This window comes from Halorussus ruber (assembly GCF_004765785.1).
GTDB lineage: Archaea > Halobacteriota > Halobacteria > Halobacteriales > Haladaptataceae > Halorussus > Halorussus ruber.
In genome coordinates, this window is sequence record NZ_SBIT01000008.1 from 47,964 (window position 1) to 65,445 (window position 17,482).

23 protein-coding genes are annotated in these 17,482 nt (G+C 65.7%); 6 read left to right on the plus strand and 17 right to left on the minus strand.

The genetic code is table 11. The features are described from left to right. Window positions 1–2: 2 nt before the first annotated feature. Both EPL01_RS21715 and EPL01_RS13235 read right to left on the minus strand, forming a co-directional pair. The gene (locus tag EPL01_RS21715) at window positions 3–152 is read right to left on the minus strand and encodes a DUF7503 family protein (protein ID WP_168215911.1); all 150 of its coding nucleotides are present in this window, start codon (window positions 150–152) and stop codon (window positions 3–5) included. A gap of 359 nt (window positions 153–511) precedes the next feature. After that, window positions 512–883 (minus strand): thioredoxin family protein, encoded by a 372-nt coding sequence (locus tag EPL01_RS13235; RefSeq protein ID WP_135825752.1) that lies wholly within the window; start codon window positions 881–883, stop codon window positions 512–514. Window positions 884–1,073: 190 nt separating this feature from the next. Between EPL01_RS13235 and EPL01_RS13240 the strand changes: the two genes are divergently transcribed. Together EPL01_RS13240 and EPL01_RS13245 are read left to right on the plus strand one after the other, a co-directional pair. Next, the gene (locus EPL01_RS13240) at window positions 1,074–2,090 is read left to right on the plus strand and encodes a PLP-dependent cysteine synthase family protein (protein WP_135825753.1); all 1,017 of its coding nucleotides are present in this window, start codon (window positions 1,074–1,076) and stop codon (window positions 2,088–2,090) included. Between the two features lie 113 nt (window positions 2,091–2,203). After that, a complete protein-coding gene (locus EPL01_RS13245; RefSeq protein ID WP_135825754.1) occupies window positions 2,204–2,512 on the plus strand; it encodes a hypothetical protein in 309 nt (102 codons plus the stop codon). Between the two features lie 57 nt (window positions 2,513–2,569). Here EPL01_RS13245 and EPL01_RS13250 read toward each other — a convergent pair whose 3' ends face one another. The 5 genes from EPL01_RS13250 to EPL01_RS13270 all read right to left on the minus strand — a co-directional run bounded on the left by EPL01_RS13250 (window position 2,570) and on the right by EPL01_RS13270 (window position 5,952). Beyond that, window positions 2,570–3,025 (minus strand): DUF5804 family protein, encoded by a 456-nt coding sequence (locus EPL01_RS13250; protein ID WP_135825755.1) that lies wholly within the window; start codon window positions 3,023–3,025, stop codon window positions 2,570–2,572. A 52-nt stretch (window positions 3,026–3,077) separates the two neighbouring features. Continuing rightward, entirely contained in the window at window positions 3,078–3,584 is a 507-nt protein-coding gene (locus EPL01_RS13255) for a CHRD domain-containing protein (protein ID WP_135825756.1), read from the minus strand. 438 nt (window positions 3,585–4,022) lie between these two features. Continuing rightward, window positions 4,023–5,204 carry a tRNA uracil 4-sulfurtransferase ThiI gene (gene thiI / locus EPL01_RS13260; protein ID WP_135825757.1) on the minus strand — a complete coding sequence of 394 codons (1,182 nt, stop codon included), beginning with the start codon at window positions 5,202–5,204 and terminating at the stop codon, window positions 4,023–4,025. Between the two features lie 51 nt (window positions 5,205–5,255). After that, the gene (locus EPL01_RS13265) at window positions 5,256–5,501 is read right to left on the minus strand and encodes a DUF7508 domain-containing protein (protein ID WP_135825758.1); all 246 of its coding nucleotides are present in this window, start codon (window positions 5,499–5,501) and stop codon (window positions 5,256–5,258) included. Between the two features lie 22 nt (window positions 5,502–5,523). Further along, on the minus strand, window positions 5,524–5,952 hold the full coding sequence (locus EPL01_RS13270) for a DUF5796 family protein (protein WP_135825759.1): 429 nt from the start codon (window positions 5,950–5,952) through the stop codon (window positions 5,524–5,526). 132 nt (window positions 5,953–6,084) lie between these two features. On the opposite strand from EPL01_RS13270, the gene EPL01_RS13275 reads away from it, so the two are divergent. Both EPL01_RS13275 and EPL01_RS13280 read left to right on the plus strand, forming a co-directional pair. After that, complete coding sequence (locus EPL01_RS13275) at window positions 6,085–6,942, plus strand: shikimate kinase (protein WP_135825760.1); 858 nt, start codon at window positions 6,085–6,087, stop codon at window positions 6,940–6,942. Beyond that, window positions 6,900–7,205 carry a chorismate mutase gene (locus EPL01_RS13280; RefSeq protein ID WP_135825761.1) on the plus strand — a complete coding sequence of 102 codons (306 nt, stop codon included), beginning with the start codon at window positions 6,900–6,902 and terminating at the stop codon, window positions 7,203–7,205. The genes EPL01_RS13275 and EPL01_RS13280 overlap by 43 nt, the downstream gene beginning before the upstream one ends. 13 nt (window positions 7,206–7,218) lie before the next feature. Here EPL01_RS13280 and arsM read toward each other — a convergent pair whose 3' ends face one another. The 5 genes from arsM to EPL01_RS13305 form a co-directional block, all read right to left on the minus strand. Then, window positions 7,219–8,106 (minus strand): arsenite methyltransferase, encoded by an 888-nt coding sequence (gene arsM, locus EPL01_RS13285; RefSeq protein ID WP_135825762.1) that lies wholly within the window; start codon window positions 8,104–8,106, stop codon window positions 7,219–7,221. Next, window positions 8,103–8,501 carry an ArsR/SmtB family transcription factor gene (locus EPL01_RS13290; protein WP_135825763.1) on the minus strand — a complete coding sequence of 133 codons (399 nt, stop codon included), beginning with the start codon at window positions 8,499–8,501 and terminating at the stop codon, window positions 8,103–8,105. Before EPL01_RS13290 ends, arsM begins: the two co-directional genes overlap by 4 nt. Before the next feature lie 120 nt (window positions 8,502–8,621). Continuing rightward, window positions 8,622–9,302, minus strand: coding sequence for a carbonic anhydrase (locus EPL01_RS13295; RefSeq protein WP_135825764.1), 681 nt, complete (start codon window positions 9,300–9,302; stop codon window positions 8,622–8,624). A 106-nt stretch (window positions 9,303–9,408) separates the two neighbouring features. Then, window positions 9,409–10,446, minus strand: a complete 1,038-nt coding sequence (locus tag EPL01_RS13300) for a hypothetical protein (protein WP_135825765.1) — start codon at window positions 10,444–10,446, stop codon at window positions 9,409–9,411. Window positions 10,447–10,574: 128 nt separating this feature from the next. Continuing rightward, window positions 10,575–10,997: a ribbon-helix-helix domain-containing protein gene (locus EPL01_RS13305; protein WP_135825766.1), complete on the minus strand. Its 423-nt coding sequence runs from the start codon at window positions 10,995–10,997 to the stop codon at window positions 10,575–10,577. Between the two features lie 166 nt (window positions 10,998–11,163). On the opposite strand from EPL01_RS13305, the gene EPL01_RS13310 reads away from it, so the two are divergent. Next, window positions 11,164–11,334 carry an AN1-type zinc finger domain-containing protein gene (locus tag EPL01_RS13310; protein WP_135825767.1) on the plus strand — a complete coding sequence of 57 codons (171 nt, stop codon included), beginning with the start codon at window positions 11,164–11,166 and terminating at the stop codon, window positions 11,332–11,334. Between the two features lie 228 nt (window positions 11,335–11,562). On the opposite strand, the gene surE is transcribed toward EPL01_RS13310, so the two are convergent. After that, window positions 11,563–12,375: a 5'/3'-nucleotidase SurE gene (gene surE, locus EPL01_RS13315; RefSeq protein WP_135825768.1), complete on the minus strand. Its 813-nt coding sequence runs from the start codon at window positions 12,373–12,375 to the stop codon at window positions 11,563–11,565. Window positions 12,376–12,523: 148 nt separating this feature from the next. On the opposite strand from surE, the gene EPL01_RS13320 reads away from it, so the two are divergent. Then, window positions 12,524–13,093 (plus strand): hypothetical protein, encoded by a 570-nt coding sequence (locus EPL01_RS13320; RefSeq protein WP_135825769.1) that lies wholly within the window; start codon window positions 12,524–12,526, stop codon window positions 13,091–13,093. On the opposite strand, the gene EPL01_RS13325 is transcribed toward EPL01_RS13320, so the two are convergent. The 4 genes from EPL01_RS13325 to EPL01_RS13340 all read right to left on the minus strand — a co-directional run bounded on the left by EPL01_RS13325 (window position 13,062) and on the right by EPL01_RS13340 (window position 17,388). After that, window positions 13,062–13,769, minus strand: coding sequence for a hypothetical protein (locus tag EPL01_RS13325; RefSeq protein WP_168215922.1), 708 nt, complete (start codon window positions 13,767–13,769; stop codon window positions 13,062–13,064). The genes EPL01_RS13320 and EPL01_RS13325 overlap by 32 nt on opposite strands. Window positions 13,770–13,905: 136 nt before the next feature. Further along, the gene (locus EPL01_RS13330; RefSeq protein WP_135825771.1) at window positions 13,906–15,267 is read right to left on the minus strand and encodes an LLM class flavin-dependent oxidoreductase; all 1,362 of its coding nucleotides are present in this window, start codon (window positions 15,265–15,267) and stop codon (window positions 13,906–13,908) included. Between the two features lie 89 nt (window positions 15,268–15,356). Then, window positions 15,357–16,664: a carboxylate--amine ligase gene (locus tag EPL01_RS13335; RefSeq protein WP_135825772.1), complete on the minus strand. Its 1,308-nt coding sequence runs from the start codon at window positions 16,662–16,664 to the stop codon at window positions 15,357–15,359. 520 nt (window positions 16,665–17,184) lie between these two features. Further along, complete coding sequence (locus EPL01_RS13340; protein WP_135825773.1) at window positions 17,185–17,388, minus strand: hypothetical protein; 204 nt, start codon at window positions 17,386–17,388, stop codon at window positions 17,185–17,187. Window positions 17,389–17,482: the final 94 nt, after the last annotated feature.

Genomic DNA, 17,482 nt, shown 5'->3' on the forward strand with positions numbered 1-17,482 from the left:
GGTTACGGCCCCTGCGACCCGCCGCCGCCGGACGCCACGACCGGTGCGACTTCCGCGAACACTAGCGTGAGTGCCCAGAGGGCACCGAGCAGTTTCGGATTCTCTGCGACCCAATTCCGGATTTCGGTTCGGTCGATAGTGTCACGTCGCATCGCAGATTAGCCTTCCAAAGCTCTGAAATTCTAATTTTCTAATAATTTTCAAAAGAAAAATTAAATTTAAAACTAGATGAGAGGTGTGGATGAATTGGGCAGTTGTGACGAAGAAACTCGATTTGCGGGATGTGGCGCTGCTCCGGAGGGAATTACTGGCGATAACGGGTCAGTCTGGCCGTTCCGGGGACGGTCGAGTGTGCCCGCGGTTCCGTCCGGAACGCTCCCGGGTCGGCGGCAATCGCCGACCCGGGAGCGTCGCGCGGTGGAACTTACTGCGCATTTCCTAAAGAAACGAGAACAATGCTCAAGGAGCGAATTTTCGCCCCGGCAACTCGCTCCCCAGTCCGTCACGCCCCTCAGACCATCACGTCGGCGTCGAGGAGGCGGTCGGCGAGGTACTGGGCGGCGGGGGTGTCCTCGCTCTCCTCGAAGCGCGCGATCTCCTCGCCGTCCTGCTCGACGACGATGGTCGGGATGAGCGTCACGTCGTACTCCTCGACGCCCTCGCCGTCCTTGTTCCGGTCTACCTCGTGGATTCCCACGTCGTCGTCCGGCACGCCCGCGGCCTCCAGCGCGGCGAAGAAGTCCGGCAGGGCCGACCGGCAGTCCTTGCACCAGTCTGCACCCCAAATCTCGTAACTGACCCCGCCGACGCTGGCTTCGAGTGCGTCTACGACTTGGCTGTGCGCCTCGGCGTCCCACGTCGGATTCGGTTGGGCGGCTTCCATGCACGTGGGTTGTCGCTTGAAGGGTTTAGGCACACGGGTCCCGGGAGGTAGTGTCCGGATGCGAAGCGAGTCGCGGGGTCGAGTCGAGAAACCCGAGTTTCGAAGGCCATCGCGGCCTCGCGCCGAAACATCCGGCATATCCTGCCCGCAGTCGTCATTCGTTTAAACGGTCCGTGCGTATCCGCAGACAATGCAAGACTCTATCCTCGACGCGGTGGGGTCGCCGCTCGTCCAAATCTCCTCGCCGGAGGGGGCGACGATTGCGGCCAAAATCGAGGGGTTCAACCCCGGCGGGTCGGCCAAGGACCGACCGGCCCGCGAGATGATAGCGGCCGCCGAGCGCGAGGGGACCATCTCGCCGGGCGACCGCCTCGTGGAACCGACCAGCGGCAACACCGGCATCGGCCTCGCCGTCGCCTCGGCGGCCCGCGGCTACGACCTGACCATCGTGATGCCCGAGTCGAAGTCCCCCGAGCGCCGGAAACTCCTGAAAGCCTACGGCGCTGACCTCGAACTCGTGGACGGCGAGATGGAGGACGCCCGCCAGCGCGCCGACCGCATCGCCGAGGAGGAAGGCGCGGTCCAGATGGGCCAGTTCGAGAACCCCGCGAACGCCGAGGCACACTACCGGACCACAGCGGAGGAAATCCTCCAGCAAGTCGAGGGCCGCGAAATCGACGCCTTCGTCGCGGGCGTCGGCACCGGCGGCACCATCACCGGCACGGCCTCCCGACTCCGCGAGGAGTTCCCCGACATGGAAGTCGTCGCGGTCGAACCCGAGCGAAACGCGGTCCTCACGAGGGAACTGAGTGAGGGCTCGTCGGACGAGTCCGACGGCGTCCTCTCGACCGGCGAGGACGAGTATCAGGGGATGGGGCCGGGATTCGTCAGCGACCTCCTCGACACCGACCTCATCTCCTCCGTCGAGACCGTCGCGCTGGAGGACGCCGAGGCGGAGGCCCGCCGACTCGCCCGCGAGGAGGGCATTCTGGTCGGGCAGTCCTCGGGCGCGGCGTCGGTCGCGGCCCGCCGCGTCGCCGAGCGCCTCGCCAAGCCGGAACTGAACTGCTCCGAGGCCTCGACGGACCTCGGCGAATCCGCGGCCTCCGACGGCGGCCCGCGCGACGGCCGCGACGACTGCCCGCTGGTCGTGACCGTCTTCCCCGACAGCGGCGAGCGCTACCTCTCGACCGGGATGTTCGACTAATCGAGTCGGGAGTCTCTTTTCTCGCCCGCCGGACGCGGCGATAATTTCGTCTGAGAGACCGCCACCGAAAAGCATATGCTGGCCCCCGATTCGACGTAGCCAGAGCCACTTCGATGATACTCTGGCAGACCGCGAAGCGATGGAGGTACAGGGGCCGACAGTGCGAGATTCAGCGGACCGACGTGGACGACGCGACCCAGTACCGCGGCCTCGTGGAGGTCGAGACCGGCCTCTCGGACCGCGCGCTCGACGCCGCCCCGGTGGACGACCCCCGGCGGAAGAACCGGCCCGAGCGCCACGAGGAGGGCGAGTACCGCGAGTGGGTCTGCTTCGGGTGGGCCGACGAGGAGAGTACCGAACGCTCGTCGCTCCGCGAGGCGGTCAACGACCTCGCGGAACACGTCCGCGAGACCGAGGGCTGAGCGTCGGTCGTTCTCCAATCCGACTGTCTCGCCCGTCGTCCGGCGCGAAGGAGAAACTCAGCCGCTGAACTCAGATTCGGTCACGCGAACGACCACGGTGTCCGCCACGTCTCGGAGGTCGTAGGCCGGAATTTCGCCGTCGCGGCGCGAGAGGTACATCGGTTCGACCAGTTCTCGGTCCTCGGTCAGGCCGTAGACTTTCAGGTACTCGCCGGTCTCGTCGGGGTCGATTGCGCCGTCGCGGACCGCCTCCGCGAGGTCCCGGGAGAGCCACTCGGTCTCGCTCACGCTCGGTTCCAGCACCAGCGCGTCGTCGGTGAACCGGACCAGATACCAGTTCAGGTCGTTCAGGAGCGCGACAGCGGAGCCGAGGCTGATGGTCTCGACCGACAGCGAGTTGCGGTACTCCTCGGCGAGGCTGTAGGTCGAGAGCGCCTCGCGGGCCGTCTCCCGCGAGACGAGTTCGCCGCGCAAGTCCACGCCCTCGGAACCGACGAGACAGACCCGAGTCACGTCTCGTAGGTGGTTCCCGCCGTCCTAAAGCGATTTCGTTCCGCGGCGACTCTCAGGCGTCGAGTGCGCGAATCTGCCCCCGAATCTCGCCCGACGGGTGGGCGGTAGTGTGGACGTTGACGTAGACGTTCTCGTCGCGCATCTGGTCGGCCATCTCGGCCGCGCTCGTCAGCGGCCAAATCACGTCCTCGTCGGTCAGCGCGCCCGCGGAGAGCAGGCCGGTTTTCGACACGGGTTCCTGCGCCGGGCCGAACAGGTACGCCACGACGTTGCCGTTCAGGTCCGGCGGTCCCTTGTGGATGTGGGCCTCCTCGATACCGTCGAGTTCGGCGACGACCAGCCAGTAGTCGATGGTCTCCTCGGCGGGGGCGACTCGGAAGACTGCGAATCCGAGCGCGTCGGCCTCGACCGGCGGGACCTCGTTCGCGCCGGTCAGCCACGCGCCGAAGGTGCGAGTTCCAGAATTCGTGGTCTGTCGGTTGGTCTGTGGGTGTAGCACTCCGCCCGCCGCGGCGGTCCCGAGCGACGCGAGAACGTCCCGTCTGGTGCGTGCGGTCATTCTTGCCGTCCTCGCCAGAGAGGCGACGGACGCGGTGAAAACGGTTTCGCCAACTCTGTAGATAGGTAGGTATTTATTTAGAAAATAAGGATATTTCTTTCACAATTATATAGATGTCTTCGTCGCCAGCACTACAAGTATCGCTAGCACTGCCCGCACAGTACCGCCACTATCGCCGAAGCCTAGGCGTCACTGCACCGCCAGCGAGCCACTACCGCCAGCACCGCTACTATCGCCGAAGCCTAGGCGTCACCGCACAGCACCGCACCGCGACCGCAGGCCACGTCCTCCCCAACCGACTGCGTTGCTCAGTCGTCGCTCCCTTCGGTCGCTCCTTCCTGCGCTACTCATCCCTCGCACGCCGATGGCGTGACACAAGGTCACGCCAGCGCGCGCCGACGGCCGGAGAAAGAGAAAATCGACTGCTCGGTTGCTGGCTCAGATATCCACAATCGTCGCGTTCTCGGCCGCTTCCTCTGCACGCTCGTAGAGGCCCGCCGGTTCCGCGCTGTCCACGATTTCGGCGGTCGCGTTCGTCTCGGGGTAGTCGGGCGCGATGCGGTTGCACCCCGCCGGAATCGTCGAGTCCCGAAAGGTCCCGATGCGCCGGGCGCGCTCGGTGATGGCGGACTTGTCCATCGTGAGGAGGGGTCGCAGAATCGGCATCTCGGTCGCCGTGCTGGTCACGCCCAGATTCCGGGCGGTCTGGGAGGACTTCTGGCCGATGGCCTCGCCGGTCACGATGCCGGTGGCGTCCGCCTCGCGGGCGATGTGCTCCGCGGCGCGGTACATGAACCGGCGGTAGACCAACATTCTGGCCGGGCCGACCTCCTCGGCGAGGGTCTCCATCGTATCGCCTGCCGGAATCTTCCGGACGCGCATGTCGTAGTTCGGCGCGAACTCGGCGAGTCGCCGGACGGTCTCCATCGCGCGGGCCTCGTGGTCCGGGCCGCCGTAGTCGCCCAGTTCGAGGTAGACCGGCACGATGGGCGCGCCGCGTTTCATGACCTCCCACGCCGCGACGGGCGAGTCGATGCCCCCCGAGACGAGCGCGACGACCTTCGCCTGCGAGCCGAGTGGAAGCCCGCCGGGGCCGTCGCGCTGTTCGGTGTAGACGAACGCCTCCTTCTCCCGGCACTCGACCGAGAAGGTGGTATCCGGGTCGGTTAGGTCCACATCGGGGTCGGGTAGCTCCTCGAAGACGGCCGCGCCGCCCTCGCGCTCCAAGTCCTCGCTGGTGAAGGGATGGGCGTCGGCGGTGCCAGCGCGCCGAGCGCGGACGGCGAAGGTGTCACCGACCGAATTTCGATGTTCACGCGCAGTCCGAGCCAGCGCGTCCACGATGGCCTCCTTCTCGGCCGAGACGACGAGCGCCGGACTCGCCGACTGCACGCCGAAGGTGTCGGCGGCGGCGTCGGTCGCGGCGTCCACCGACTCTTCGTCGGCGTGGAGGAGAATGCGCGACCAGCGGCGCTCGACCTCGGCGTCAACGGCCCGGTCGCGGACGATTGCTTCGATGTTGTCCCGGAGCCGTCGCTCCATCTCGGCTTGGACTTTTCCGCTCTTGACGCCGACGTCGGCGTGGCGGACGAGGACCGTGTCGGCTCCTGGGGGTCGCATGTCCGGGGGTAGACGCGAGTCGAATAAACGGCCTTCGATTGCGAGTCCGACCTATAGTCCGGCGCGTTCGCGGTGTTCGCCAGCCGACGCCTTGGCTTCGGCCTTGGTCTGGCAGGTTTCCCACCGAACTTGGTCGCCCGACCCGTAGGCCAGTGCGTCCTTGAGTTCGTCGCGCAGGACGCCCCACCCGACTTCGAGGACCTCGCCGTCGTCACCGAGTTCGTAGACGCCGTACTGCTCGGGCGCGGACCCGACCGTCGTCCGATTCAGCGCCTGCCAGCGTTTTCGAAGTGGCATCGTGATTTGCCTCGACTCCGCGTTACTCCTCGTTGACCAGTTCGTAGGAGGACTCGCCGCGGGAGTCCTCCGCGAAGACGAACACCCGACCGCGGGCCACCTCGGGGTCGGCCTCGACCTCGACGGCGTACCCGTCCAGTCGGACCGTGACGCCGGGGAACAGTTCTTCCTCCTCGCCGGGGTCCATCAGCACGCGACCGATGCCGGTCGATTCGAGGATTTCGTCGTGGGTGTCCCGGTCGTTGACGTACATCATCACGCCTTCGGTCTCGCTCGGGTCGGTCACGAGGACCTGGACGAGTTTGCCCGGTTGGGTCCGGAGCGTGTCCGCGACCTTCTCGGGGACGCCCCGGTAGTAGGCCTCCCGACCGTCGGTGTACTCCACGACGATGCCGTCCTCGGCCAACTCGACGCCGAGCGTGTCGGGGGGAACGTCGTTGCGTGCGCTCATGCCGAGAATTTCGCTCGGGGTCGGGAAAAGGGGTGCGCTTCCACTCTCTGCGATGCGAATCGGCTGAAAGCGGATTCGCCCCAACTTGCATCAACCACCAGCGTCATTACGCCACGCGAGAGAGTCCCCTCCATGGAGGGCCGAGCATCCGCGCCCGCCGCGGGGACCGTCCTGAACGCGCTGGCCTCCGGCAAGGGGTCGGCGTTCGCCATCGACGCCGAGACGACCGCGACGGTCGAACTCGACTCCTCGGAGTCCCTGTCGGGCGAGGTCGCGGGCGAACCCGACGCCGACACGCGACTCGTGGAGCGGTGCGTCGAACTCGCGGTCGCGGAGTACGGCCCCGAGGAGGTCTCGGGCGGTCGGGTCCGGACCGAGAGCGAGGTCCCGATGGCGGCCGGTCTCAAGAGTTCCAGCGCCGCCGCGAACGCGACGGTGCTGGCGACGCTCGACGCACTCGGCGTCGCCGAGGAGGTCTCCCGCGAGGAGGCCTGCCTCCTCGGCGTGCGGGCCGCCTGCGACGTGGGAGTCACCGTGACCGGCGCGTTCGACGACGCCAGCGCGAGCATGCTCGGCGGCGTCACCGTCACCGACAACCGGAGCGACGAACTGCTGGCCCGCGAGCCAATCGACTGGGACGTGCTGGTCTGGACGCCGCCCGAGCGCGCTTTCAGCGCCGACGCCGACGTGTCTCGGTGCGAAAGGATTGCGCCGGTCGCGGAACTCGTGGCCGACCTCGCGCTCGACGGTCGGTACGCCGACGCGATGACGGTCAACGGTTTCGCCTTCTGCGCGGCGCTTTCCTTCCCGGCCGACCCGATGCTGGAAGCGCTCCCCGACGCCCGCGGCGTCTCGCTGTCGGGTACCGGCCCGAGTTTCGTCGCGGTCGGGTCGCGTGAACAACTGCGAGCGGTCCGCGACAACTGGAATCAACGGAAAGGTACGACATGGCTGACGACGACTCGCAACGACGGCGCCCGGACGATATGAGCCTCGCGGAACTCCGCGAGGAGATAGAGAGCATCGACAGAGAGATAGTGGAACTCATCGCCCGCCGGACCTACGTCGCCGAGACGGTCGCGCAGGTCAAGGCCGAGCGGGAGATGCCGACGACCGACGAGAAGCAGGAAGAGCAGGTGATGGAGCGCGCCGGAGAGAACGCCGAGCGCTTCGACGTGGACGCGAATCTGGTGAAGGCGATTTTCCGGCTACTGATAGAGCTGAACAAAGTAGAGCAACGCGAGACGCGGTGAGTTCTTCCCCGCGTCACTTTGCCTCGCTCGACTCCGGCTTCCGGCCCGTAATCGCCGCGGAGACGATGTACTCGTCCAAGTCGAGGGAGTCGTCCCACTCGCGGATGAACTCCTCGCTGTCCTCCTTCGGCGAGATGTCCACGTCCACGAACCCGGCCTCGGTCAGCATCTCCCGCAGTTCGTCCACGCTCGACGCGCCGCCGACGCAGGCGGCGACCGACTCGGGGTCTCGCCGGACCTCGTCCGGAATCGGGGCGGTCATCACCACGTCCGAAATCGCCAGACGGCCGCCGGGTCGGAGCGCGCGGAACGCCTCGCGGAAGACTTGGGGCTTGTCGGGCGAGAGGTTGACGACGCAGTTCGAGATGACGACGTCGATTTCCTCGTCGGAGACCGGGAGGTGTTCGATTTCGCCGAGGCGGAACTCGACGTTCGAGGCGTCGTTCTTCCCGACGTTCTCGCGGGCCTTCTCGACCATCTCGGGCGTCATGTCGACGCCGATTACCCGCCCGGACTCGCCGACCTCCTGTGCGGCGAGAAAGCAGTCGAACCCCGCGCCGGACCCGAGGTCCAGCACCGTCTCGCCGGATTCGAGCGACGCGATGGCGTTGGGATTGCCGCACCCGAGGCCCAGGTCCGCGCCGTCCGCCACCGAGTCGAGTTCGGCGTCGTCGTAGCCGAGTTTCTGGGAGTCCGTCGCCGCCGACTCGTCGTCGCAGCAGTTGCTGCTGGTGCTGGAACCGCTACTACTACCGGAGCAACAGCCTCCTTCGTCGGGGCCTGTGGCGATGTCCGCGTATCGGTTGCGGACCGCGTTTCGCTGTTCCGCGGCGTCGAGACCGCCCTGTTTTTCGGCGTCGAGACCGCCCTGTTCGTCGCTGTCGTCTGCGCGTTCGCTCATTCGTTGTCACCTCGTGTCGCGTCGAGTGCTTCGACTAACTGGTCGGCCAGTTCGGTCGTCCGGTAGTACCGCCACGTGCCCTCCTTTCGGCGGGCGAGGAGTCCCGCGTCGGTGAGGTCAGAGAGCGCGTGGCTGACGGCGCTCTCGCTCACGTCGAACAGCGGCGTAATCTCGCAGACGCAGCGTTCGTCCTCCGCGGCGGCGAGCAACCGAACGATTCGGTAGCGCGTCTCGTTTCCGAGCGTCTTGAAGGCGGTCACGTCGCTCTCGCAGTCGTCCGGAATCGCTTCTCCGAGCGAGACGAGGGCGTCGAGCCGGGCCTCCACCTCGGCGTCACAGCAACTGCCGGTCTCGTCCTCGATGAAGCGGCGGAGTCTGGTCGTGTCCTGAGCCACGCTTGAGTAATTGAACAACTACTCATATTAGCGTTTCGACGGCCGTCGCGCTCCGAACAGATAGTTGCCACTCGCGGTTGCGAGCGATTTCGCCGAAAACTCTGTTTTCGAATTCGCGCCTCAGTACTCCCAGAGCCGCCGGATTCGGTCCTCGATTTCCGGATGGGCCTCGCGCAGGCTCTCTACGTCGGTCTCGCCATCGACGTTGATGACCTGCACCTCGCCGCGGCGCTCGGAGTAGACGTCTTGGAAGTCGTAGACGACGCCGACGACGGTCACCTCCTCCGGCACGTCGTCGCTCTCGCGCAGGAACTCGACTTGCCGGTCGACGTTGTACTCGACCAGTCGGTTGATGGCCCCGGTCCGGTCCACGCCCTCGGGGAGCGCCTCGACGCCGGATTCGAGGCGGGGCTTCAGCAGGCCGATGCAGTGTTCGATGCCCGCGGGTTCCGAGAGGCCGTCTGTCAAGTCGTCGTAGGTCGCCGTGACGGCCCCACAGCCGGTGTGACCCACGACGACGGCGGTGTCGGTGCCGGTGTGTGCGATGGGGTAGAGGACGTCGCCAGAGACGGCTTCGCCGGAGTCGGTCCGCTGGACGACCCGATTGCCGATGTTGCCGCAGGTGAAGATGTGGCCGGTCGTCTCGTTGCCCCACATGGCGTCCTGTAGCACCCGCGAGTCCGAGCAACAGACCGTGACGACGTCGGGTTGCTGGCCGTCCTGCACGTCGTCGAATCGGGACTGGAACTCGTCGGCGTGGTCGGCGTTGCCCTCGAGGAGGTCGATGAACGTCTGGTGCATAGTCGTGTGGAGAACGGTGTTTCAAATAGATTCCTCGGTTTTGTCACGTCGTCGCCCTCTCCCGGTAGGCGACCCACGACTCCTCGCCGAGGAGGGAGCCGAGGCGCTACTGTGCGCCCGTGTTCGAGTGGCCGGTGACGCCGCTGTCTGCCGCCTCGTTCTTCGCGGTGACTCGGAAGGTCGCCGTGGTCGAGAGGACTCCGACGTGACCGTCCGCGTTCGCTCGGAGACTGGCGTAGGGAATCCCGGTCGGGTCCGCGAAGTTAGCGTTCCCGTCCTCGCCGTTCATCACGATGGCCGAGTTCCCGTCGTCGATGTCCGACGGTTCGACGCCGTCGATTTCCGCGGCGAGTTCCTCCTTCGTGGCGCTCGAACCGAGACCGCTCCGACTCTCCGCCCACGAGCGATTCGGCCGCTGAAGCTCGAACGTGTACCGGAGGACGACCTCGGTCTCGCTCTCGGTTCCGTCCGCGTCGTTGTCCAGCGGCGTCGTGTCGGAGGCCGCGCCGTAGTATCCCGAGTTGATGTCCGGGTAGTTGTTCTGGAGGACGAACCCTTCGTCGCCGACGAGGAAGTCCTCGGCCGCCGACGCCGACCCCATCGAGACGCCGTTCATGTACGTGGTCTCGTCCGCCGGGCCGTAGCTCGACCAGTCCGCAGACGAGTAGTCCGGCGCGCCGTTCTCGTCTGCGACGACGAGGGGACTCGCTGACTCGTCCGGGCCGTCCCCGTCCCAGAACCGGGGGTCCTGATTGAGGACCTTCGAGAGGGGGTGCTTGAGCGTGTACTCGCCGGTCGTTCCGGACTCGGCCTTCAGGTAGCTGTCGTTAGTCGCGTTCGAGCCGGGGAGCCACGGCGTCGCCCGGAAGAGCGGGAGAAATTCGCTCCCGCCGACGCTGGCCTCGACGAGGTAGAACACCTTCGCCACCGCGTCGTCGAGGTTCTTCCACCGCACGCTGAACTGGGGGTCGGTGGTGACTCGGGCGATGTCTCCTCGGTCGTTGGTCACCGTGCCCGGATTGCCCGCGCTAATCGAGACCTGCGAGGCCGCGGCCCCGCCCGACATGGCGAGGAGACTCGTGGCGCCGATTGCTGTTGCCGCTCCGATACCGCCGATTGATTGCAAGAACTTGCGTCGTTCCATTGTGTTCCGTCGGGGAGTCCGACGTACCAGTTCGCAATGGTAACGGAGTTAGTCATAAGCCGCGAGAAAACCGTGTTACGCTCTATGTAGAAGATTGAGGCGAAGCCTGAAAGAGCGGTAGGCTCCGATTACCGCCGCTCCGGTTGCACCGACCGCCGAGGAGTCGAGGCCGAGTCGGGGGCCGACTCGTGGTAGAACGACAGCAACTCCTCCAGAAGCACCGCGTCGCGCTCGTGGGGGTCGTAGTGGTGGTCGATGAAGTCCTCGGCGTCTTGGATGTTGCCCCGGAGGGCGTACTTCCGGACGACGAGGACGGATTCGAGGAAGGAGACGCTGTCGGCGTCCGTGGGGCCGGAGGACTGAGCGATGAGTTCGTCTTTGAGGGCCTCGAAGTCGAGGGTCTCGGGTTCGTAGTCCGAATCCAGTTGCGCGAGGACGTACTCCGAGCAGAAGCGGTGGAACTCGGACTTGCTCTCGACGACGCCCTCATCGACGAGTGCTTCGATTTCCTCGACGACGGGTTCGGGAAATCGGACTGTACTCTTGACCATGCTATGCTATTCTCAATCCCGTTAGATAAATCTTGCCTACGAGCACCTAGGTACCCGTTTCTGAGCGTTTCAGCGGATACCGAATCGCCGACGGGGACCGGGATTCGCCCGGTCGCGGGCCGACTCGCGCCCCTACAAATTTAACTACTGATTGTGTAGGTTTCGTATGACCACCTGCGAGCGATGCGGTGAGAAAATCGTCGGTGACAGGGGATGTTCGTACTGCGAGGGTACGTACTGCTCCGCGCATCAACTCCCCGAGAAACACGACTGTCCGGGCGTGAAGGACCTCGACAAGACCGGCGAGCGGTTCGACAGCGGGTTCGAAGACTCGTAGATCGAGTTCGAGGACCGCAGCCGACTCCGAGGACTCGTAGAGCGACCTCCCGGAGTCAGGGGCGATTCCGTCGGAAGCGCCCCGACCGAGCGCGCGGTCGGCAGTCGCCGCGCAGAGATTTCGCAGGTCTACGGTCGGTGGTTCTCGAAGCCATACATAACTATACAATTTCTAAGAAAACAAAATCGTTTCCAAAGGGAATGATTTTATTTCTTTCTCGGCGCTCGCTCAGTACCGCTCGGCGAGGTCGTCCAGCGCGTCGTGATGCTCGGTCGTGTGGGGTGCGGTCAGCGGCGAGACGCTGATTTTGCCCTCGTAGACCGCCCGGCGGTCGGTCCCCTCGGGGTCGGGCAGGTTCTCGCCCTCCATCTGCTCCCACGTGTTGTCGTGGAGCGTGACCCGGCCGTCCTCCTCGGTGGCGTCCATGTCGTAGACGTGCGAGGGGCGCGTGACGACCATCGGCGCTCGCTCCGCGGCGTCCGCCGCTCCGCCTTCGCGGTCTTCGACCGCGCTCTCACTCGGGAGCGGCGCGTTGACGTTCAGGTACTCGGCCTCCTCGAAGACGCCCGCGTCGGGGGCGTGTTCCACGAGGTAGCGGACGGCCTCGGCGACCTCGTCGTACTCCTCGACGGTCGTGTCCCGCGGCCACTCGCTCTGGGGGATGTGGAGCGAGGCCGCGATGGCTGGCACGCCGAAGAAGGCGGCCTCGACGGCGGCGCTGACGGTCCCCGAGCGGCCGAGGATGTGCGCGCCGATGTTCGCGCCCTCGTTGCACCCCGAGACCACGATGTCGGGGTACGGACCGAGTTCGGCGAGTCCGGCCACCACGCAGTCGGTCGGCGTCCCCTCGACGGCGTAGCCCAGTTCGTGTTCGTGGACGGCGAACTCGTAGGTCATCGCCCGCCCGACCGCGCTCTGGTCGTTTGCGGGCGCGACGGTCGTGACGTTGCCGACCTCCGAGAGGGCGTCGTAGAGGGCGCGAATGCCGGGACTGTCTATCCCGTCGTCGTTCGTCAGGACGATTTCGCGGGTCGCGGTCATGTGCGGGACGTTGCGCCCACCGGGCAAAAGTTCTCGGTTCGGCGACGTGCCTCGCCGTCACACTCTGAGTGGGTCGCGGTCACACCTTGCGCCCACGCCTTGACGAGAAAGCATTTACCGGTCCGGCGTCCACCGACACACAACTCAGATGACACGCCAACGCATCGGCGGGGCCGTCGTCACCGCCGTCGGAATCGCCCTGACGGTCCGCGGCGACGCCTCGGGGGTGTTCCCCCTGGGTCTGCTCTTCGCCGTCGTCGGCCTCCTCACGCTAGCAGATTCCGTCGCGGACCGGCGAGTGACCTCGCTTCGGACGGCTCTCGGCGTCGTCGCGGCGTGGCTCCTGCTCGCCGTGGTCCTCCGCGTTCGGGCGCTGTCTGCCGCGCGACCGGAACTGGGTATGCTCGACGCGCAGGTCTGGGAGGTCGTCCTGCTCGACCCGTGGTTCCTGGCCGCGTTCGTCGGCGCGCTCGTCCTCCCGTTCGCGCTCGGCGGGCGACTCGTCCGGGCGGCGGTCGGTCTGGTCGCGCTCGGACTGTTCTCGCTCACGCTGGTCCGGTACGGCGGCGGCGGCGGGTTCGGAGTCCGATTCAACCTCCTGCTGTATTTAGGAACCTACGCCGCCGGGGCCGTCGCCGGTCTCGTGGCGTACGCCCCGCTACTGATGGCCGACTCCGGCGGCGCTCTCAGAGCCGGACGTAGACCATCACGAAAATAATCGCCAACTGGAGGAGACCCTGCACGCCCGCCAACTTGGCGTTTCGCATCCCGATGGCACCGAGTAGCTCCTCGTCGGGGTCCGCCGAGGTCATCTCCAGGTACATCCGAATCTCGCCGGGCAGCAGGACGCCGAAGCCCAGCACCGACAGCAGGACGACGATGCCGAGCGCGGCCGCAATCGCGTGGTCGGTCATGGCGAACGACGGCAGGGTCTGGGCCAACCACGCGGCGTGGCCGACGCCCGCGACGCCGAGGGCGGCGAGCGCGCGGCGGTCGGTCAGCGCGCCGAACTGGGACGCGACGAGCGCGACGACCGGTAGGATAATCGCGGTACTCGTCAGGGCAATCCACGGGTCGGCGTGGGGGAACTTGCCGAGTCGCCGGGCCAGCGTCATCCCGCCGAAGATGGTGACGGTCGCCAGCGCGGGCATCAGGAAGGTGGTCTTGGGCGTGAGTCGCCGGAACACCGACGCCTTCTCGGACTCGTCGAGGCCGCCGACGACCGGCCCCAGGACCAGTCCCATGAACAGGTCGATGCCGGTCCACAGTACTCCGGCCATAACGTGAACGTACATCAGGTGCCGGAGCGACCCGGCCGTGACGGCGTAGGCGAGCGCGACCAGTGGAACCGCGACGACGCCCGCCGCGAACGCGGGGTTGGCCCGGTTGGCCATGCCGCCGACGAAGCCTCGTGATTTGGTAGCCATGTGCTAACAAGTCCGGCACACGGAATCAAGTTAAAATTTCTGGTATTTCATATTCTTGTGCTGTACCGGGGGACCGAACGAGTCCCGATTCGGACGACTTCGCTCAGTCCCACGCCGGGTGGTCGTCCGCCAAGCGCGTCCGACCCTCCTCCTCGAACAGGTTCTCGCGCAGGGTGTCGCCCTCGTACTCCTCGCGGACGAGTCCTCGCTCGCGCAACTCCGGCACCACCATGTCCACGAAGTCCCGGAGGGTGCCCGGCCGGACGACCTCCTTGAGGTTGAACCCGTCTACGCCCACGTCCTCGTACCAGTACTGGAGTTCGTCGGCGACCTGCTCGGGGTCGCCGACGACGACCGGCGAGGTGGACCCCAGACCGGCGAACTCCGCGACCTCGCCCACGGTCCAGTCGCGCTCGGGGTCGTTCTTCGTGAAGGCGTTGACCGCGCCCTGAATCGCGTCGGTCTCGATGTGTTCGACGCTCTGGTCGGGGTCCAGTTCGGAGAAGTCCACGTCGATGAAACCGGCAAGTAATGCCAGCGTCGCCTCGTAGTCGACGTTCTCGGCGTAGGTCTCGTACTTTTCGAGCGCGACGGCCTCGGTTTCGCCCACGATGGGCACGATGCCGGGGAAAAACCGGAGGTCGTCGGGATTTCGGCCTCGTTCTTTCGCGCGCGAGCGAAGGTCCCCAATATAGCTCCGCACGCCCTCCTCGGTCGGTTGGCTCACGAAGACGGCCTCGGCGTTGTTCGCGGCGAAGTCCCGCCCGCGGTCCGAGGAGCCAGCCTGATACAGGACCGGCGTGCGCTGGGGCGAGGGTTCGCAACTGTGGGCGTCGGGGACCGAGAAGTACTCGCCCTCGAAGTCGATGCCCGAGACCCTCTCGGGGTCGGTGTAGACGCCCGCCTCCCTGTCGCGGACCACCGCGTCCTCGTCCCAGCTCTCCTCCCAGAGGCGGTGGCAGACCGCCATGAACTCGTCGGCGCGGTCGTATCTGGTCTGGCGGTCCATCCGCTCGTCCAACCCGAGGTTCCGGGCCGCGCTTTCGAGGTAGGAGGTCACGATGTTGAACGCGACTCGACCGTCGGTCAGGTGGTCGAGTGTCGAGAGTTCGCGGGCCAACTGGTAGGGGTGGACGTAGGTGGTCGAGCGCGTCACTGCGAATCCGAGGTGGTCGGTGACGGTGGCCATCGCCGGGACGAGGGCTTGGGGGTCGTTGGCGGGCGTCTGAACTGCCTTCTCGACCGCGGTCTCGCTGTCGCCGCCGTAGACGTCGTAGATGCCCCGCACGTCGGCGAAGAACACGGCGTCGAAGCCCCCGCGCTCGGCGGTCCGGGCCACGTCGAGCCAGTACTCCACGTCGGTGTAGCGGTGGGACTGGTCGCCCGGCGTCCGCCAGTTGCCGGTCGTGACGTGTTCGACCGAGTTCATTGTGAACAGGTTGAGGTGGATGTAGTCGCTGGTCATCGTCGTTTCAGTGGGCGTTCGCGGGGGAAAAGACGGGGATACCGGCGAGACGTGGGGTCGAACTCTGACGCCCACAAACGCCTCTCGCCTCAACAGCTACAGTAGTACTCCGAGGTCCCGAACTCGGTGCTGAGAAGCTGATACGCCGGGTCGGGGTCGCTCGGCCGATACACCCCGGTCGTGAGGTCGCCACCGGCCTCGAAGTCGCCCGAGAGGAGCGCCCGCCAGTCGCTCCGGGCCAGCACGTCCGCGAAGGTGTCGTCCGAGGAGAGCAGTTTGAGGTAGTCCGCGAGGGAGACCCACTTGGCATCTCGAAGCCCTCCCGACTCGTACGCCTCGCCGACAGCATCGCTGTAGGCCGCCAGCGGGAGGTTCGCACCGGCCTGCACGGGCAGGGAAATCCACTTCCACGGCCGGGTGTTCACGTCGAGGAGGACGTACTCCTCGCGCTCGTAGTCGTAGACGAACTCGGCCTCGCTGATGCCGTAGTAGCCCGTCTCTTCGAGGACCGCGAGCGCGTTCTCCTCGACCTCGCGGGCGGCGTCGCCGGTCGCTCGCTGGACCACGCAGGAGGTGCCGTATCCCAGCGGGTACCGGACGCGGGCGTTCCCGACGAACGAGACCGGGTCGCCCGACTCGGGGACGTACGAGGCCAGCGAGCAGTCCGCACCGCGCTCGACGGGGACTTTCTCTTGGGCCATGACGCGGATGCCCTCCGCGGCGGCGTTGGCGACCACGTCCTCGAACTCGGCCTCGTCTGCGACTTCGATGACGTTGGTGCCGACCGCCTCCGAGAACTTGCGCTTGAGGGCGGGTTTGACCACCAGCGGGAAGTCGAGGCGCTCGGCGGCCTCCGCGGCGGGGACGCTCTCGCGTCCGGTGGCCGAGTCGCGCCCGGCCGGACCCGGTTCGCCGCCGGTCGCTTCGGGGTCGGTCTCGGCGATGCGGTAGGTCTCGGGGTAGGGCACGCCCAACTCCTCGGCGACGGCGTAGAGCGATTCCTTGTCCAGCACCCGGTCCACGATTTCGCGGTCGGCGAACGGGAGGACGACGCCCTCGGGGTCGGTGCGCGAGAAGGCGTGGACCCACTCGTCCATGCACCCGAAGGCGACCGCCTCGTGGTCTAACTCGGCCGTGAGCGCCTCGACGTCCTCGCGGAAGCCCTCCTCGTCGTCGAGGGGGTAGGTGACCCGCCCGGCGAAATCGATTGCCTCAGAGTAGGGCGCGACTCCCTTCTCGTTGCGGTCGAGCGCGATGACGGGCACGTCGCGGGCTTTCAGCGCCCGCGCCACGCTCAGACCGGTGACGTGGGCGTTGCAGACGATTGCGGGCGGACGGTCGAAGTCGGCCTCCGCGAGGTCCTCGCGGAGTCCGTCGAACGAGCGAAAGGTTGCCATGCCCGACTCTTCGCGGTTCGCCCGCTAAAAACCGTCCGAGTCGGCAACACCCTCCGGGGTCTGGGACAACTTCAAAAACATAATTATGAAATAGAAATAACATATATTAAATAAAAATTAGTATAAAATATAGGGGTTGTAGGGCTACTATTTGCTGAAAACGGCCGATTCCCCGGCTATCGTAACCTTTAGGATGGAGAAGGTGGTAACAAGAGATGGACAACCACCTCACCACCATCCGCGTTGTCCACGCATCCAACAACCTGAAAATGGTTTAAAACTAACCGTCACCACCCGATAACAGCCGCTTTACCACCGGCTGTCCGACGAGTGAGCGGCCGCTTTACCACCGGCCGTAATGACGGTTGGCTTCCAAACCTTTCTGTTGTCACACAATAACTACTATTGTAGGTTTATTCTTATAAATCAGATAGGACCTTAAACGGCCGAAAAAGAGCATCAGTCAAAAATATACGAATCTATGGAGTTGTACCGCTTCAAAGAGCGGTGCGGACCTACCTTACTTCGTTTTCACGTCCTTCGGGCGGTCGGCTTCTTTCGACCGGGTGTGCGCTACTACGAAGCCGAGTACCATGCTCGACCCGCAGATTATCACGCCTGCGGCGGCAACCCAAGGGTTGCCGCCCAGAAGACCCGTTCTTATCAACTCTCCTCCGACGAGAACCCCCATACCAAGGGGGTCCGGATTGATGTTGGCTTCCATTTACCTTTCTGAGAAACACGCAGGCTACCAAACCCACATGCGCCTCCATAGTTAGGAGACTCGCGCCAGCAAAACATCAGTAGTCAACCCTCTC